Annotated in this window: 16 protein-coding genes; 6 read left to right on the forward strand and 10 right to left on the reverse strand. The window is 48.2% G+C overall.

Annotated elements, in window-relative coordinates:
- Positions 1 to 23: 23 nt before the first annotated feature.
- Positions 24 to 914 (forward strand): NAD(P)-dependent oxidoreductase, encoded by an 891-nt coding sequence (locus tag DHN43_RS26470; protein WP_063319819.1) that lies wholly within the window; start codon positions 24 to 26, stop codon positions 912 to 914.
- A gap of 20 nt (positions 915 to 934) precedes the next feature.
- Positions 935 to 1,798, forward strand: a complete 864-nt coding sequence (locus DHN43_RS26475; protein ID WP_108820651.1) for a sugar phosphate isomerase/epimerase family protein — start codon at positions 935 to 937, stop codon at positions 1,796 to 1,798.
- A 583-nt stretch (positions 1,799 to 2,381) separates the two neighbouring features.
- Here the strand turns inward: DHN43_RS26475 and DHN43_RS26480 are convergent.
- The 5 genes from DHN43_RS26480 to DHN43_RS26500 form a co-directional block, all read right to left on the reverse strand.
- Complete coding sequence (locus tag DHN43_RS26480; RefSeq protein WP_108820652.1) at positions 2,382 to 3,254, reverse strand: NmrA family NAD(P)-binding protein; 873 nt, start codon at positions 3,252 to 3,254, stop codon at positions 2,382 to 2,384.
- A 44-nt stretch (positions 3,255 to 3,298) separates the two neighbouring features.
- A complete protein-coding gene (locus tag DHN43_RS27705) occupies positions 3,299 to 3,853 on the reverse strand; it encodes an O-methyltransferase (RefSeq protein ID WP_108820653.1) in 555 nt (184 codons plus the stop codon).
- Positions 3,846 to 4,478, reverse strand: a complete 633-nt coding sequence (locus tag DHN43_RS26490) for a sulfite oxidase heme-binding subunit YedZ (protein WP_108820654.1) — start codon at positions 4,476 to 4,478, stop codon at positions 3,846 to 3,848. The genes DHN43_RS27705 and DHN43_RS26490 overlap by 8 nt, the downstream gene beginning before the upstream one ends.
- Before the next feature lie 26 nt (positions 4,479 to 4,504).
- On the reverse strand, positions 4,505 to 5,464 hold the full coding sequence (locus DHN43_RS26495) for an alpha/beta hydrolase (protein WP_159097001.1): 960 nt from the start codon (positions 5,462 to 5,464) through the stop codon (positions 4,505 to 4,507).
- Between the two features lie 131 nt (positions 5,465 to 5,595).
- Entirely contained in the window at positions 5,596 to 6,426 is an 831-nt protein-coding gene (locus DHN43_RS26500; RefSeq protein WP_108820656.1) for an ester cyclase, read from the reverse strand.
- Between the two features lie 101 nt (positions 6,427 to 6,527).
- Here DHN43_RS26500 and DHN43_RS26505 point away from each other — a divergent pair, with 101 nt between their 5' ends.
- Entirely contained in the window at positions 6,528 to 7,424 is an 897-nt protein-coding gene (locus DHN43_RS26505) for a LysR family transcriptional regulator (protein ID WP_256387201.1), read from the forward strand.
- Between the two features lie 161 nt (positions 7,425 to 7,585).
- Here the strand turns inward: DHN43_RS26505 and DHN43_RS26510 are convergent, their stop codons facing one another.
- From DHN43_RS26510 to DHN43_RS26520, 3 genes are all read right to left on the reverse strand, one after another.
- The gene (locus DHN43_RS26510) at positions 7,586 to 8,881 is read right to left on the reverse strand and encodes an adenylate/guanylate cyclase domain-containing protein (protein ID WP_159097003.1); all 1,296 of its coding nucleotides are present in this window, start codon (positions 8,879 to 8,881) and stop codon (positions 7,586 to 7,588) included.
- A gap of 77 nt (positions 8,882 to 8,958) precedes the next feature.
- A complete protein-coding gene (locus DHN43_RS26515) occupies positions 8,959 to 11,121 on the reverse strand; it encodes a xanthine dehydrogenase family protein molybdopterin-binding subunit (RefSeq protein WP_108820659.1) in 2,163 nt (720 codons plus the stop codon).
- Position 11,122: 1 nt separating this feature from the next.
- Positions 11,123 to 11,584, reverse strand: a complete 462-nt coding sequence (locus DHN43_RS26520) for a (2Fe-2S)-binding protein (protein WP_108820660.1) — start codon at positions 11,582 to 11,584, stop codon at positions 11,123 to 11,125.
- A gap of 275 nt (positions 11,585 to 11,859) precedes the next feature.
- Between DHN43_RS26520 and DHN43_RS26525 the strand changes: the two genes are divergently transcribed.
- On the forward strand, positions 11,860 to 12,294 hold the full coding sequence (locus DHN43_RS26525) for a multicopper oxidase domain-containing protein (RefSeq protein ID WP_159097004.1): 435 nt from the start codon (positions 11,860 to 11,862) through the stop codon (positions 12,292 to 12,294).
- A 127-nt stretch (positions 12,295 to 12,421) separates the two neighbouring features.
- On the opposite strand, the gene add is transcribed toward DHN43_RS26525, so the two are convergent.
- Both add and DHN43_RS26535 read right to left on the reverse strand, forming a co-directional pair.
- Positions 12,422 to 13,426: an adenosine deaminase gene (gene add / locus DHN43_RS26530; protein ID WP_208995642.1), complete on the reverse strand. Its 1,005-nt coding sequence runs from the start codon at positions 13,424 to 13,426 to the stop codon at positions 12,422 to 12,424.
- Complete coding sequence (locus DHN43_RS26535; RefSeq protein WP_108820662.1) at positions 13,423 to 14,349, reverse strand: nucleoside hydrolase; 927 nt, start codon at positions 14,347 to 14,349, stop codon at positions 13,423 to 13,425. Before DHN43_RS26535 ends, add begins: the two co-directional genes overlap by 4 nt.
- A 98-nt stretch (positions 14,350 to 14,447) precedes the next feature.
- On the opposite strand from DHN43_RS26535, the gene DHN43_RS26540 reads away from it, so the two are divergent.
- Complete coding sequence (locus tag DHN43_RS26540; RefSeq protein ID WP_256387200.1) at positions 14,448 to 15,323, forward strand: LysR family transcriptional regulator; 876 nt, start codon at positions 14,448 to 14,450, stop codon at positions 15,321 to 15,323.
- A gap of 284 nt (positions 15,324 to 15,607) precedes the next feature.
- The gene (locus DHN43_RS26545) at positions 15,608 to 16,723 is read left to right on the forward strand and encodes a polyamine ABC transporter substrate-binding protein (RefSeq protein ID WP_108820664.1); all 1,116 of its coding nucleotides are present in this window, start codon (positions 15,608 to 15,610) and stop codon (positions 16,721 to 16,723) included.
- The last annotated feature ends 3 nt before the right edge of the window (positions 16,724 to 16,726 follow it).

The following is a 16,726-nucleotide window of genomic DNA, read 5'->3' on the forward strand; positions in this document are numbered from 1 at the left end:
GCCGGAAGAATTAGGAAAGTACAATGAAGCGTACAGGTGTAATCGGATTGGGAGATATGGGCAGCGGTCTGGCCAAAAACCTGATCCAAAATGGTTTTGAAACCACAGGTCTTGATCTCTCGAAAGTTCGTATGGATACTTTCGCTGCGATGGGAGGCCAACCCGCTACCAATATTGCTGAAGTCGCTAAAGCTTCAGACGCGGTCTATGTGATGGTTATGAATGGCGATCAGGCAAAGGCAGTCATTTTGGGGCCTGATGGACTAGTAGAAAATATGACGGAAGGTGGTGTAGTTGTTCTAACTGCTACCATTAATCCGGGCGAAGCCCGCGAGATTGGTGAAGCTATGGCTGATACAGGCATACACCTAATTGACTCTCCAGTCTCCGGCGGGTTTCCTGGAGCACAAGGTGGTACGCTTACCATGATGGCTGCAGGTAGCTCTGCAGTACTTGATGAGTACGCTCCTGTGATGGAAGCGGTGTCTAAGACTATTCATAGAGTTGGAAGCAATGCAGGTGATGGACAAACGGTAAAGTCTTGTCTTCAGTCGCTGATTGGCTCCATCTTCTCGGCAACGTTTGAAGCTTCAGCACTTGCTGCAAAAGCAGGTGTTTCTGGCGATGTACTCTTCAAGGTGTTCTCAACATCTGGTGCTGGGTGTGGCGTCTCAAATACTGCTCTTGAGAAAATTATCGACCGACAGTTTGAAGGTACCGGTTCGCACATCGGAACCATGCACAAGGACCTGACCATTTGCCTGGACATGGCAAAAGAACTGGGAGTTCCAATGCACACCGCTTCAACTGCAATGCAAATCTTCCATGCTGGCAAAACCAAGTATCCAAATGGAGATAACTGGGTTTGCACGCGAGTCATCGAAGAAATCATTGGCGCTGAGCTACATCGGTAAGACTTCAAGGAATTTTAGATATGAAACTAGGTGTAATTTGTGACGGCATCAGCCGTGATCTGGCTCATACAGTTGATGTAATGGATGAGTTTGAGCTTGAGTATGCAGAACTTCAGTTTGTTGGCGATACTGAGGTTGGAGATCATTCAGCTCAAGAAATAAAGGAAATTGATCAACTCCTCAGAGGTCGCGGCAAGCCTGTTTCCTGCTTATCTCGCCACATTTTTGCTGGTATGACAGGAGCGAACAAACCCGGTGATGAGTTGCATGTAAAGCACATGGATTCTCTCAAGCGCGTCATAGACATGGCACATGTAGTTGGAAGCCCGCTTGTCCGCATTATGTCTCCTAAAAAAGAACAGATTCTTTGGGGTAATAACGGAGCTGAAAAGTGGAATGTTGCCAAAGGTGCCTGGGATGCCATGCTACCATTAATTGCACCTGCAATTGACGTTGCTAAGGATGCGAACGTCAAGCTCGTCGTTGAAACTGGAAACGGCACAATGGTCAATTCCAACTATACCGGCCGAAAACTCATTGATGATCTCGACGCAAAAGGCACCCTCCAAGTTCTGTGGGATCCTGCTAACAACTGCTGGTGTCATGAACGCGCATTCCCGAATGGATACCATGAGGTAAAAGATGGCTACTTAGGGCATGTTCACATCAAGGACGTGCTTGTTGACACGCCACGTGCGACACTCACCGTCAAAAAAATGGGTGAAGGTCAGCTTGCTGATCAGTTTAAGCCAATAGCTGATGCTCTTCGCTCTGATGGATACGATGGCGTCATTTCCTTTGAGAGCGTCTATCACCCTGGAAACAACAATTTTGAAGACGGCTTCCGGCAGTGTGTTGGGTTGTTCAAAGACCTATTCGCATAAGGAGTAAACTCTAGCTTTATGGCTGTGCCGGGTAATCAGTAGATCTTTAGGCAGGTCTATTGGCGCGGTCTGATCTAACTAAGAAAAAGAATGTGTTTCGCTACATAGCTCTGCTTTGTCGAAAGTCAATTGTAAGAGCTGAGCGTAATCACGCCCTTCATGTTATGCCTCCCAACAGGCGCTACTCACACCCGATGCACTCGTCATCTGTATCGGGTGTTTTTTTTGAGATAAACAGGGGGAGTTGTTACTTGCACTGCTTCAAAGTGTTTAACTCCTGATAGATCCAAAGAGTGTCATAAACCTTGTCTGCAAAATTCTCAATTTATAGCTTGAAAAGTTGAGCATCTCACACCCAGTGCTCTCATGAGCATTGGGTGTGACTTCATTCTTGAACTGACGTGGGTGGATCACAGCATCATTTGGATCCGTAATCAGGGCCGCCTAAAGTAACTTTGTCTTCGGCCTTGCCCAAATGTGCATTGAGATCAGTCAGGCTTCTTACAATCTGTGAGTTGCAAACTATGTTGCCGAACAAATGACGAATATCACGAGCAGTCAGTATTTCTCTGAGGCGTTACCGTTAGAACGTTGCGTCCACAAACTCTTCAAAACTGCGATTTACTCCGGATAGTTGGTTGGGAGTAAACTCGGCAGTCAGCGTTCCGTCGTCTACACCACGATGAAGCTCATTAAACATTTCTGCGTAGTGGGTACTAAAACCGATATGAGGCTGAGTATAAACTTCCAGAGATTGTTCGTCGGACAGTTCAACGACTACAACTTCTTTCCCTGTTTTGTTGCCGATTAGTCGAGCAACTTCTGCAAAACTTAGTCGTTGACCATGAATCTCATCGACGATCTTGCCAGTCCAGAATTCACTGCTCAGCCATCTCACTGCGCGGTCTGCAATGTCATCAGTTGAGTTGTATATTGTTGTGCTAGCAGATTTCACAGGTAATGGAATGATACCCTTCTCATCGATTGGTGATTTGAACCAAAGGAAGTTTTCCATGAAATAGCAGGCACGAAGATGTACAACGTTTGCAGCGGTACGATTCAGTTCCTGCTCTGCATGGAACAAGCCTACAATTGGACCCGTGCCATAGGGCATGTGAGCTCCATAAGACGATTGGAAAACAACACGTGGAATGTCGTTGACTTCAATGGCGGATCGGAAGATTTTCCCTTGGTGGATGAAGTCTTGCAGATAGGTACTGGAACCATTGTTCGGTGGCACAACAATATAGAGCATTTCGAGGCCTTCTGTGGCAGCAATTAACTGTGTAGCATCAGAAATGTCACAAGAAACAACGGTGACCGAGTCCCCATAGGCCTCAGTAGATTTCTCTGGGCGATGATCCAGCAGAATAATCTCATGGCTACCTTCTTCCAGTAGGCGGCGGACAATCTTGCTTCCAACATTGCCTCGTGGCGCAGTAATCCCAATTTTCATTTGAAGTTTCCTTAGTTGAAGTGAAATTTGAACTGAGGTTTAAGCTAGGGCGTTACTTTACGCAGGACGAGTGTCTGCCCAGCTTCTATGTTGGGTAACGACTTCCAGCGTGCAGGGTCGTTAAAATCGAGCGTAAGCTTGCGGGCAGACTGTAAATCCGCCAGCCCAAGATTTGCACAAACTAGGACACCCGTAGGGGTCAGAAGTTCACGTACGCGCTCAATGGTCTGTGGAGATGGTGCGAACCCGTCGAAAAAAGCCATGTCGTAAAATGGAGAAAGGTTGTCTATGACAGTGTCGAAGCTTCCTAGATGAAGCTTGACCCGATCCATCAGACCAGCATTCTCTAGATGCCTAGCAGCGAGGCGAAGATGCAGAGGGTCCTTGTCAATTGTGTCCACTTGTGCCGAGCTGCATCCATGGGCAAGACAACACGCTGTATATCCAAGGGCAGTGCCAAGCTCGAGCACTCGATCTGGGCGCAATGACCGAGACAAAGTCGTCAGCGATGGGCCATCCTCGAAGGTGTAGGCTCCGCAACCATGCTCCGCAAGATGAAGCCGCGTAGCAGTTTGGATATGATGAAATGGATCATTCATTCTCTGCACCCTTCACCATGTTGAATGTCCGTAATTTATATTGGCGTAACCAGAACCCGATGCGAAAAAGCTCAAGTATCGCAAGCGGTCCAAAATGGACGAGAGCGGCCGTCGGGCTATGCCAATTGTGCAAGGCGGCCCAGTGGAGCAGTGTTAATATTGCAGCTGGATAGACAAAGCGCTGCAAGGTTTTCCAGTTTCGGCCCATTCGGCGTACGAAGTAGTCCATGGATGTCATCGTTAGCGGGAGAAAGATTCCTAATGCCACCCAACCAGTCCAGATGTAGAACCGCGGAGCCTCAGATAGGACTTGCTCAACAGAAGACTTATCAATGAAGTAGAATACTGTGTGCAGCAACGCGTAGCCGAAGGCAGCCACACCCAGATACCGACGGTTTCTCTTCAACCACAACGCGCCGCGCCAGCCCTTGAACAGCATGCATAGGGGCGTCACCATCATGGCAACGACTAAAAATCGAGCTGACATTTCGCCACTAGGATGAACCATTCTGTGGAACACCCAATGGTCAGAAGAGTTGACCACTTGTGAGATCATAAGGATGGCAGGGAACGAAAACAGTGCCCATAGCCAGTAAGGAGATAAACATGAGAGACTTAGTTTCATACAGAGCTCCTTCCGGAGAGTGGTGGTTACCTGCTAAAGTGCTGGATCAAGTACTCAATTGCTTCGTCGATAATGACCGGATCTTCGTAGAATTGCAGTTGTCCAGCTGCCTGCAGCCAAACAATGTTTTTTTCATCTGAGCCTGTAAGCTCGAACAGCATTTGTGGGATTTCACGCCCACATGCTGCGTGTTCGCTATGAACCATCAGCATGGACGTTTTTAGCTTCGGAAGGGTGAGATCAGTTCGCCATCCCCAGATGCCAGCTTCACTCATTGTTGCCATCTTATTTTCCCAGTTGCCGCGATGAGCAAACCAGGGATGATGCAAAGCCCAGGGGGAGTACCAGTCATTTGGCGGCTGATGTGTCAACAAGGCTTCATCCGAGCCGGTGACCGGAATATACTTAACTTCATTAGTCTTCTCAAAAAGAAGTCTCGCATTATCAGACCGCTGCTTCCGTGAGTTGATAGATTTTTCATCGCCGAGGTACATCAACGCAGTCTGCGGTGTCAGGTAATGACCTGCCACTAGCGCAAGGAACTTAACCCGTTTGTCCTGAACACTTGCTTCAATAGCCCAGTTCACACCTTGACAGACACCAAGCAGTCCGAGGTGGCTGGAGGGGGCATCGATAGACTGATCAAGAAAATCAAGAGCTGCAATCAGATCTTCGACATTCGCAGTTCCGGATTCTAGAAACCGCGGTTCTCCGGTGCTGTCGCCTCGATAGCGCGTGTCAAAAATCAAAGCAGTGATGCCATTTTGCGCTAGCCGTGTAGCATATTGCAATGGCGATTGCTCCTTAACTGAACTCACCGGTCCGATAATGACCACTCCTGCCAGCGCAGTCTGCTGTTTAGGCGTAAACAGCCTCCCTGCTAGGGCATCTCCATGGCTATTGAAGGTTACATGGGAATGAACATACAAATCGGATCTGCCTTTTGCTGGATGAACAACTGAAGGGATTGATATCAAAGCTATCAAGCGTCACTGAGCTTTGAACCTTTCTTACAAGTTCCATCGTTTGGTTATCCTTGGTCTTTTACGAGGTATTGTCGGTGAGGGAAGCCTCCGCAGGGGCCAGCTTGCAGTCAAACAAGCCAGCAACTCCACGCTCAGTGCTTGTTATTCAGGATTCCCAGCTGCAACATTGCGCCAAGCCAGTTCTCCATATGCCAGATCTCTTGGATCTGACCATTACGGATCTCCAAGATATCGGTGGCTTCGATTTCAAAACTTTTTCCATTGGTTTCAAAGCCAAACAGATTACCTTGCGGTGTCCCGCGAATAACCGATCGTACGACTGTCTTACCATCGCCAGTGATCACGTCCAGATTTTTGATGCTAAAATCCGGGATCATTTCTAGAAAATGCTCGACCGCTTGCTGCATGGATCTTGGGCCAGGATTGGTACCAGGCTGGATTGGGTTATTGACCATATCTGGCGCCATGATTGTGCTAAAGATCGAGACATCCCGAGTATTGAAGGCATTGTACAGTGCTTCCACCACTTCTAGGTTGGTTGTAGGCACCGACACTTCGGTACGATCAGGGCCACAGTCGATTACTTCCACGATCGTAGCCACAGACATAAAGCGTTGTCCTTCTGGTGTCACAAAGGAGGCATTCAGCTTCATTTGTGAAAAGTCAAAAACATCGACAACGTTTGCTCCGTTGTCCTCGGTCCAGCTAAGCAGGACGATTTCGGAAGTTAGGTCAATCCGATCAAGTGTTTCGTCGGCGGTTTTGCCAGTTTCACCATTTGGCGCGCTGAGATAAGTCCAAGTCAGCGCATTCTCTCCACTAAAAGAAACGCAGATGCCATAACTCGCAACCTCATACTGAAAACTGCGACCAGTTAGGAGTGTTGCATCCGCACTGCCATGGGCGAAGAGTGACATCGGCACAGCCAATGCGGTTGCCATCAGTGTTTCCATTAGCTTCATTTGTAAATCCTCTTGCGACTTGATTAAGAAGTTATATGGGTGCAAAAGAGATATCTATCAAATGAATTTAACGGATGCTTGTTATGCAGAAATCGAATTTAATGAGATATAATGCTAGCCACTTGGTGGTATTTCAGTCACTTATGAGAACACGGAACGTGACAATCACAGCTTCAGAACTGAACATGAGTCAGCCAGCTGTCAGCCGGGTTCTTGTCCATCTTCGCGAGATGTTCCGGGATCCATTGTTTGTGCGCAGCAACAAGGGAATGGTGGCTTCTCCTCGTGCTCTTGCTATTGCAGATCAGGTTTCAATCGTGGTTGAAGAGCTTGCAGATCTCATATCAGGTGAAGAGTTTGATCCATCTGCTTCTGAGCGTGTTTTTCGTATCGCCTCAACTGATTATGGAGTGCATACAGTCATTCAACCGATCTTGCCTGAGTTGAATCGTTTAGGGCCCAGACTTCAAATAGACATTGTGCCCATCTCTACGGAGAGCCATAAAGAACTGATCAATGAATCCTTGGATTTGTTACTTTTTACAAAAAGCCCATCTGAGATGAGTTTCAGTTCGCAGTTTCTCTTTAGCGAAACCTACTCTGGAGTATGCCGTAAAGATCACCCACTGCTGGCAGATGGTCAGGAAGTTTCCATTGACGAGTATGTGAGCTGGCCACATATGGTTAGCACCCCCCTAGGGCGAAAGGGTAGCATCGTGGATCGGTTATTAGCAGAAATTGGTCTCTCACGACACGTGGCACTACGCCAGCCATACTTTGCGACAGCACCGTTGTTGCTAGCAAACAGCGACATGTTGCTGACAATTCCTACCCGTTCCGCAATGTTGATGTTGGATCTAGCACCACTGCAAACATTTGAACTGCCTTTCATTATGCCCGGGTTCGATTATAATCTACGCTGGCATCCTCGCAGCGACAAAGATGCAGCCTTAACCTGGCTGCGGGAGCAATTATGCAGGCAATTTGTCTCAACCTAAGGAACTTAAGACAAACGATGAGTATGACAAGTGCTGGCTTAAAATAAGGTAACAGAGCTTAAGTACCTGTCTAGAATAAACCAAAGTGCTCTGGCAGACATCCATTGTGTCATATGCAAGACCAGTCGCCCTCAAACAAAACTACCGTCTGGATTAAAAACCTAATCTTTTGCGGAAACAGAACGCTTAAACCCAAAGATTGAAATCTCGCTCGGCCGGCCCCTCAGTATTGCAGGTGGCAATCTTTGCCAGTCGTCGTTTATCGTGTCCAAGCCAGCTGCCAGTAGAGTTGTTTCAGTCGTGATTACATCCATGTCTATCTCTTTAGTCAATTGTTCTAATCGCGCTGAAATGTTCACTGCGTCTCCAAAAACTGTGAACTCAAGACGGGTTTCATTACCAACCACACCTGAAAATACTTGGCCGTGATGTACACCGATGCCGGCACCCACCGGCAGTTCGCCCTCACGTATACGATCCTGAGACCAATGGTTGATGTCTGTTGAGAGGCGGCGAGCACAGTTTAACGCACGTAGAGGCGCATTATGCCCTTCAAAAAGCAGCATAGCGGCATCGCCGATGAACTTGTCGATGATTGCATCGGTGTCTTGTCCTGCAAGTAATACGATTTCTCTGAATGCGTTGATAAAAACACTTACGTCTTTGGGCTTCTGATCTTTCGACCAGCTGGTGAAGCCACGAATGTCGACAAACAAGATCGTCATGTCTTGCTGTTGCCCTTCCCGTAAAACTTCTAACTCACCATCAGCCAGAGTGTCGACGATTTGCATAGGGAGATACCGGACTAAGTTAGCTTTCTGTCTAGCCTCTGCAATAGAGCGCTGCAACAGAGAGCGAGTTCGCCGAACGGCAATGACTAAAACAGCCCCCAATATTGCAACCATTAACAGGCGTAATAAGTTCGGTGAGGTTTCTAGCGCCAAGACGACCCGATGAGCAATATCTTCGGTGATTACTGTAGGCTGCCAAAAAACCAAGAACGCCAGACCCGTAGTTGTCAAAACACCCACATAAACTTGAAGCCACAGATTAAAACGTAGGGCACCGAAAGCGAGGATTACAGGTGCTAGCCAGATTACTGGCATTGCAAACAAAATGTCACCTGGGATCTCAGAGTTTACGAGAGAGAGCCAACCATTCAAGAACAGAAATAAACAGTCAGCTGTCACCGCAAACCAAGTCATCCAAGGTTGAAAAACATTTCGCTGTATTAAACAATAACTGATAGTGCCAAGTGCAAAATAGGAAAGAAAGGCAATGGCAGCGAGAACCAGCTGCCACTTCAGGTATATCTCCCCAGTCCCTTCTACTTCTTTCACAGAGAACAGCAACACCGCGACTAATACTACAGAAAATGCTATTCTAATAATCGCGACAGTACGTTCCGCCTCGATTTCAGCTGCACGAAGCAGCTTCAATCCTACCTTGCTACGCATTTTCAATACCTTCTGGCCTCCCAGCATCACAGCATTGAGAACTTCTAAGCCAAGTTTTCTGTCACTTTTCTGGTCGTTCAGACGAATTCAACACCATTAGTAGACATCGGTAGATGTGATACTCTGACACCCGTAGCCGCAATCGCATTTGCTAACGCAGGACCCGCTGGGGGTGTCCCGGGTTCTCCAACTCCTGTTGGCGGCTCCACAGAAGGCACTATGAATGTGTCTATTGCACCAATATCGTTGATCCGGAGAGGTTCATAATCAGGGAAATTGAACTGGTCGACTTCCCCATTCGTGAAGGTAATTTCATCGCGCATAATATGGCCGATGCCAAACCCAATTCCACCTTCCATCTGTGCCTCAATTACATTCGGGTTTACTGGAACTCCACAGTCGACTGCACAAGTGATCCTTTCAATTTTTACACCGTCGTTTGCATTCCCGGAGATCTCAACAACTTCAGCAACATAGGTATGGAATGATTTATGTATTGCGACTCCTCGAGATCGGCCCTCAGGCACTTGTCCATCCCAATCGGATTTTTGTGCTACTAGCCGGAGAACGCTTGCCAGCCGTTTCTGATCGGGACTATCCCCCATCAAATAAGATAGACGGTAGCTCACCGGATCCTGTCCTGCTGCTGCTGCCGCCATGTCCATCATACTCTCCATCACATAGGCGGTATGACTATGACCAACTGAACGCCACCAGTTCACGGTTATTGGAGATCGTTCATCAGTAACCCCCACATAATGACCAGGTATCGAGTATGGAGTATCGGTAATCCCTTCTACGGATCCGAGGTCAATGCCATCACGTACCATTCGTCTCTCTAGGAATGAACCTTTGAAGATTGCACGTCCAGAAACTCGGTGATCCCAACCAACTATCCGGCCCGTTCCGTCTAAACCCATCCTGACTTTATGCGCAACTGCCGGACGATAGTACCCGCCTTTGATATCGTCTTCGCGTGACCAGACAAGCTTCACTGGAGTTTCGCCGCCAAAGAGCAAAAAGGCCATTGCGACTTCCCGGTGATAATCCGCCCCGGTATTGGCGCGTCGTCCAAACGAACCTCCAGCAAATAATGTTTCAATCTTGATTTGCTTAGGTTCGAGTTGAAGCATGCGGGATAGCACCGCCTGAGCACCTGAGGGCGTTTGGCACCCATCATATAAGATCACACCTGTCTCAGTCCTGGCTAGCGTACAGGTCAACGGTTCCATCGGAGCATGCGCAAGATGTGGAAAATAGAACTCTTGCTCAATTATTTGAGTGGCGTTTTCCAATGCAGAAGCTGTGCCAGCTATCGATCCTTTAGCATGATATTCGGGATCTGAGTTGACTGCTGATAGTAGATCGGCTCGCATTTCATCTGAAGAACGATTTTCAGCCTTGGAAAAATCCCATTCAGCTATGATCAGATCTCGTGCCTGAAAAGCAGCCCAAGTGCTCTTGGCGAACACAGCAACACCATCACCATTTGGCAAAGCATGTGCTCTTAGAAAATCAGGATTATCCACAACATTAGCGACATCAAATGAAGTCAACTTACCGCCAAATCTCGGACTGCGTAGGATTACTGCAGTAACTTGGTCGTCAAGGTGCATGTCCATGGCATACTTTGCTGCACCAGTAACCTTTTCTTTATTGTCGATACGGCCAATTTCTGGATTACCGATCTGTGTAAAAGCTTCTGATGATTTCAACTGTGGCTTAGCGGGCACAGGAAATTGGGTTGCTTCAACTACAAAGCGCCCCATTGGTGCAGATTTGCCGATACTGCTTAATACGCCATTATTTAGATTTACGTTCTCTGGAGATACCTGCCATGATCTGGCTGCCGCAGATATCAGCATTTCTCGTGCAGCAGCTCCTGCAGAGCGATAATGGATATACGCATCACGCATTGATCCTGAGCCACCTGTGGCCATGAAACCGTTACGGCCATAAACATCAGCTGCTGCAGGTGCGAACTCCATGCGTATTTCAGCTAGTGGAAAGTTCAACTCTTCAGCGACTAACGTGGACAGGCCGGTTGCGGTGCCTTGGCCGCATTCAAAGTGTCGTACAATTACTGTCACGGTGCCATCAACTGAAATCCGGACAAAAGGAGTAAACTCCGCATCACTGTGCTCTTTTGCTGATAACACATCCGCGCCTAGTCCAAGGACCAGTGATGAAGCCGCAGCACCAACCTTCAAAAATGAGCGACGAGAAATCTCTGAAACCATGTTAGCTCTCCAGTATTTCGGAAGCACGCTGTACAGCTGCTCGGATCCGCTGGTAAGTGGCGCAGCGGCAGGCGTTGCCCCACATGTAATCATTGATGTCTGCCTCATCAGGACGAGGATTGCGCGACAACAGGCTAATTGCGGACATAATTTGTCCTGACTGACAATAACCGCACTGCACGACACTAAGTTCTTCCCAGGCTTGCTGGACTGACTGTGCAACTCGACCTCGTGCGCCTTCGATTGTTGTGATAGTTGCGCCTTCGGCATCTTCGATAGGAACTTGACAAGATCGTGTTGGCTCGCCGTTGATATAGACAGTGCAAGCGCCGCAAGAAGCAACGCCGCAACCATACTTAGTGCCTGTCAGTCGAAGATTGTCGCGAAGAACCCAGAGAACTGGAGTTTCTGGGTCTGCCTCCACCGTTTTCTTAATACCATTAACAGTGATACTAAAATTCATCGAATTAGCCCTTGTTCAGTCTGTCTGGACTGGGTGTAGGATCACTACGATTATTTGTCTAAGGAATTTTGCAAATAAGCTAAATTCGAAATTTGCATAGATAAAACACTAAGAGGCTGTATCGTGTATAGACCTGCTATCCAAAAGGTTGGCCAACAACCACTGCTTTAATTGACAGGCTAAACGCGGCTTCACTGCCAACTCACCTTGCTGTTTAGTCTGCGATATAACCCAAATCTGCCCAACGTATTCGCAGTTTTGATCTGGGTGAGGACGTGCCAGAGCATTTTTCATCCCTAGCTCCAACCCTCGGCAATCGGTGTTATGGCAAAGGACAAATCGCGATGGGGATTAATGATCGTCCGATGGACATGAATTCCATCAATGAGGTCGTATATACAGGTAAGTATGAGATCTGGCGGGTAATCTCTCAGGACGGGACATATCCATTCCATGTTCACGGTGGTTCTTACCGCATTTTGAAGCAAATGGGAGAAACGCCTCCTGACTACGTAAGCGGCTGGAAGGATATGATTTATGCAGCGCCTGGCTCAGTTTCAGAGCTGCTGGTCAAGTTCGACCAAAAAGCAGTTAGCAAGTCCCCATACATGTACTACTGTCATATCCTCAAGCATGAGGATTGCGGCGTGATGGGTCAGTTCACTGTTGAAGACAACGCCACACCCTACTCAGCTCCCGTAGCAGTCTGACACGATTTATAAGTCCAATGGTCAGATGTATTCGCTTGGAGCTCATTGACTGATCGAATAGCCTGAGAAACTTGTTTTGTCAGGCTATTCAAGTGAGTGGCGAGTTAGCAGGGATGACAGAGCTTCCTTATCCAGCCACTTCCTTCGCAAAAGTCGCCAGTTTCTGGCGGACACTCAGTTTAATGTCATCCGGTGCGAAGCTTGCGCCCAACGCTGAGTGAGAGCTGTTGAGCAAATCCTGCTCTGTCCAACCAAGAGCTTCTTGCACACGCTCATATTCTTGAGTGAGAGAGAGATTAGTTGTGGTGCGGGCGTCTGTATTGAGGCTGAGAGTAACGCCAGCATCTTTCAACTGGTTCAAGCTGTGGTCCTTCAACTGCGAGAAGATATCTGTTTGGACATTACAGCTAGGACAAACCTCCAGATGAATACCATCATTCACCACACGCTCCAAAACCCGAGGATCTTCAACACAGCGGACGCCATGACCGATACGGCTGACAGATAGCTTATCCAATGTTTCCTGCACGCTGCCAGCACCGCGCGCCTCTCCTGCATGGGCGATTGTATTTAGCCCCAACGTGTTTGCACGGCGAAAAGCTCCAATATGCTCATCGAGCGGAAAGTTGGCCTCATCCGCAGCCAAATCCAACGCCACTACACCTTGCGTTTGATAACGGGCGACAAGGTCAACCACGTCAAAGCTTTGCTCTGCTTTAAAGTGACGCAGCGTGCAAAGGATCAGCCGACAATAGATTCCTTCCCGCTTACTGCTTTCAAACATCTGGCTTAGCACAATCTCCACGACTTCTTCTGGTCGCAGACCGTTACGAGTGTGTAAATGCGGCGCAAAGCGGATTTCTGCATAGATTACGTTATCTGCTGTCAGCTGGCGGATCATTCCGTCAACGCTAATCTGCAAGGCCATCTTCGTTTGTAATAGCACCAATGCAGGATCGATACATGCCAAAAACTGTGTGAGATCCGTGCATTTTTCAGGCGCAATGAAGGCTTCGCAATAGTCTTGAAAAGTCATACCTGATTGGAGGCGAACCACGGTTTCAAAATCGAGACTACAATCAATATGTGTGTGCAGCTCCACTTTGGGCATGGAAAGAACATTTAGAGTCATTTCAATGCCTCCATCAGCATCTGCCAGAATACCGTTCTGTTAGCTGCTTGCGCTACTCTTGTTGTTTTAGGTGTGTCCTGGCAATGCCTGTCATTGAGGATGGTGAACCCTCTGGCAGGACCGTCCTGGCAGATAACGCTGACTGCATAAGGCTTTGTCGCTGTGACCACATATGGATTGATTGCGGCAGCAAGAGTAATTGGATCTGGCAAGTCAAAACCAACCACGCCTGAGGTTGAAGCGCAAAACGCACGGAGTACTTTTTGCGAGTTAACTGCAATTTCAGCTTTTACTGAACCGAGTGCAAGCAACTCTTCGGCCTCCTGATCAGAAATACTCGCATACTTGCGAGAAATGTCCCATCCAACCATCACCTTGGGAATGGATGAACGAAAAACCACGTCGGCAGCCTCCGGGTCAGCCCAAATGTTGTACTCCGAGACGGGTGTGACATTGCCATAGCAATCACCAGTGCCGCCCATGATGGTCATCTTTGCAATATTGCCTGCAAAATCAGGATCCAACTTCAACGCCAGTGCAATGTTGGTGAGCGGGCCAAGCGTGACCACCTCCAGCTCTCCTTTATGTTCCTGAGCTGCCTTCGCCAGAGCAACTGCAGCAGGAACACAAGATAAGTTAGGCGTACTTATTTCCAATCCGATATCACCCATCCCATCTTCACCATGGATGTATTGAGCTGTCTTCAGCGGCCTGCACAGCGGACTAGCAGCGCCTTCGTGAATGGCTGTGTCAAATTCACAGAGCCGAGCAATGTAGGACGCATTGCGAGAGGACAAATTCACCGGCACATTTCCGGCAACCGTGCTGATGCCTGTAATCCGTTCCGGCGCCAGGGACATAGCTATCATCAGTGCAACTGCATCATCCGATGCTGTATCCGTATCAATCCAGAGCTTGTTCAAAGTTGCCTCCTATACTTTCTTATTTGACTATTAGGCTGCTATAACTCAGATGATAATCGAATATTTGGGATTATGACTTGAGTAATAGGAAAGTAAATTTGCTGGGTAGGCTTCCCTCTCTCAGAGCTTTTGAGGCGATTGTGAGATGCGGAAACATAGCAGCGGCGGCGGATGAGCTGTGTGTTACCGAAGGTGCGGTCAGCAAACACATCAAAGCACTGGAAGCGGAACTAAGGGCCAAGTTGTTCATCCGCGTTTCACGCCGCAACCAGCCGACACCAGCCGGAGAAAGGTTATTTCAGGAGACTCGAAGCGCCTTTGCTTTACTGCGGCAGGCCGAACAGAGTTTTTCTCACGACCTTTCAAACAGACCCTTCGTACTAGCTGCTCCTTCTACCAGCCTGCTGCGTGTAATCATCCCAAACGCCCGTCTGATACAAGAGGCCATTGGTGATCGCCCGTTGCAGTTCGTAGCAAATGATACACATTACGGCGCAGTGGATGCTTCTTACTCCCTCAGCCTGAGAGTTGAGGAGGTCCCCGATGTAAGTAATATGCTCCTGAAACTTGCAGATGAAGAGTTTGGATTGGTGATCTCACCGCTGCTGTTGTCGTCAGAAGCAAACGATCCAGCCCACACCCTCACTCACTACAATCGTCTGCTTCCAAAAGACAGGCCGCATATATGGGAGAACTGGGTGGAGGAAAGCGGCGTTTCTCTGGAGCCAGCCGAAAACACAATCTACTTCGATGAGATGTACTTGGCCCTTCAGGGCGCCGAAGCCAGCCTCGGTCCCACAATCGCACCTCGGCCCCTCGTCACAGAAGCAATCGAAAACAATCGCCTCTGCGCACCCTTCGGCTTCCATCAACGCAAAGGAGCCTACTTCGTCATAGCTCCGCTGGAGACCGAAATGGATCCGGACTTCCATCGTGTGGGGGACGTTTTGACGAGAATGTTTAAGTCAACTTAGGGGGAGGTTATTCTACCTGCAGATACCGCTAGCTTTCTTGCTGGTATGTTTAATTGTAGCAGCTTTCCTTTGTACTTTGGGATTTATAAAAAGGTAACTTCTTCTTCTCGATAGGGTGATATTTACAAGTTAGGCAGGACTTACTTCGTATCCAGAAGTTTACTATCAAATAAAACCTACAATACGCTCATCAGAATGAAAAATTCTGAGCATGGCATGAATTCTGCTCGTTTGCCGTCTTTACCCTGTGTTCCCATAGTTTCTGAACCATTAGGGAGGGAACAATGGTTCAGAAATTTTCATGTAGTCGCCGTTTGTTTATCAAATCAGGCGCGGCAGCAACCGGCGCACTAGCTATGCCCAATATATTGCGCGCTCAAACCATAACTGAGTTGACCATGTTGGCGTGGTATGGGCAGGCAGAGCCTGACGCTGTCGCTGAGTTTGAGGAATTAAATCGCGTAAAGATTACACCAAAGTACTACGTTGGCGGCGAGCAGATGTTGGCGCTGCTAAGCCAATCTCCGCGTGGCACTTATGATCTGGTCCATGCGGATGCTGAGTACGTGCATCAATTGGTAGCTGCTGATTTTGTAGAACAGTTGAACCCTTCAGACTACCCTCTCGATGATTTCTTTCATGAGTTCCATAAATTCCCAGGCCACTGGGTTGATGACAAACTTTACGCCATGATCAGCCGGTTTGGTTTTCTGGGTATCTCTCACAATTTAGACGCTGTTTCTCGCAAAGAAGCTTCTAGCTACAAACTCCTATGGGATACAAAACTGAAGGATAAGATCGGTCATTTCGATTGGCATTTGCCCAATCTTGGCGTGCTTAGTCAGTACAATGGTAACGAAGCCCCTTTCAATCTTTCAGAGGCCGGGTGGAGTAAACTTAAAGAGACGACACTGGAACTAAAGCCGCAGGTGCGCGGATTTTATGATTACGGCGGTGTGCTCTCTTCGTTAAAGAGCGGCGAAGTCTCTGTAATGCCAGGTATTGGTGAATGGATCACCGGAGTTTTACGCCGGGATGGGGCCAATGTTACTACTACCATCCCAGAGGAAGGAGGCCTTCAGTTTACTGAGTCCTTCTCAATCGGCAAAGGTTCTCGCAAGGCAGAACTGGCTCGCAAATTTATCCAATATATGGCAGGGCCCGAAGGTCAATTTCGTCTAGCAAACTTGAATGTGTTCCCGGCAGTTATCCCAAGCAAACGTGGTTGGAAACGAATGATCGAGGAAAGACCCGAGGATGCCCGTCATCTGGGTATGTTTGAAGGATCAGGGAACGCTATGGACCTTATTCGGGCAGGTCGGATCAAAATCCGCAAACTGCCAGTGCAGCAAGATCTGGCAGACTGGAATGACTTCTGGTCCGAATACAAAAGCACCTAGAAA

Source organism: Pseudovibrio sp. Alg231-02 (genome assembly GCF_900143565.1).
Taxonomy (GTDB): domain Bacteria; phylum Pseudomonadota; class Alphaproteobacteria; order Rhizobiales; family Stappiaceae; genus Pseudovibrio.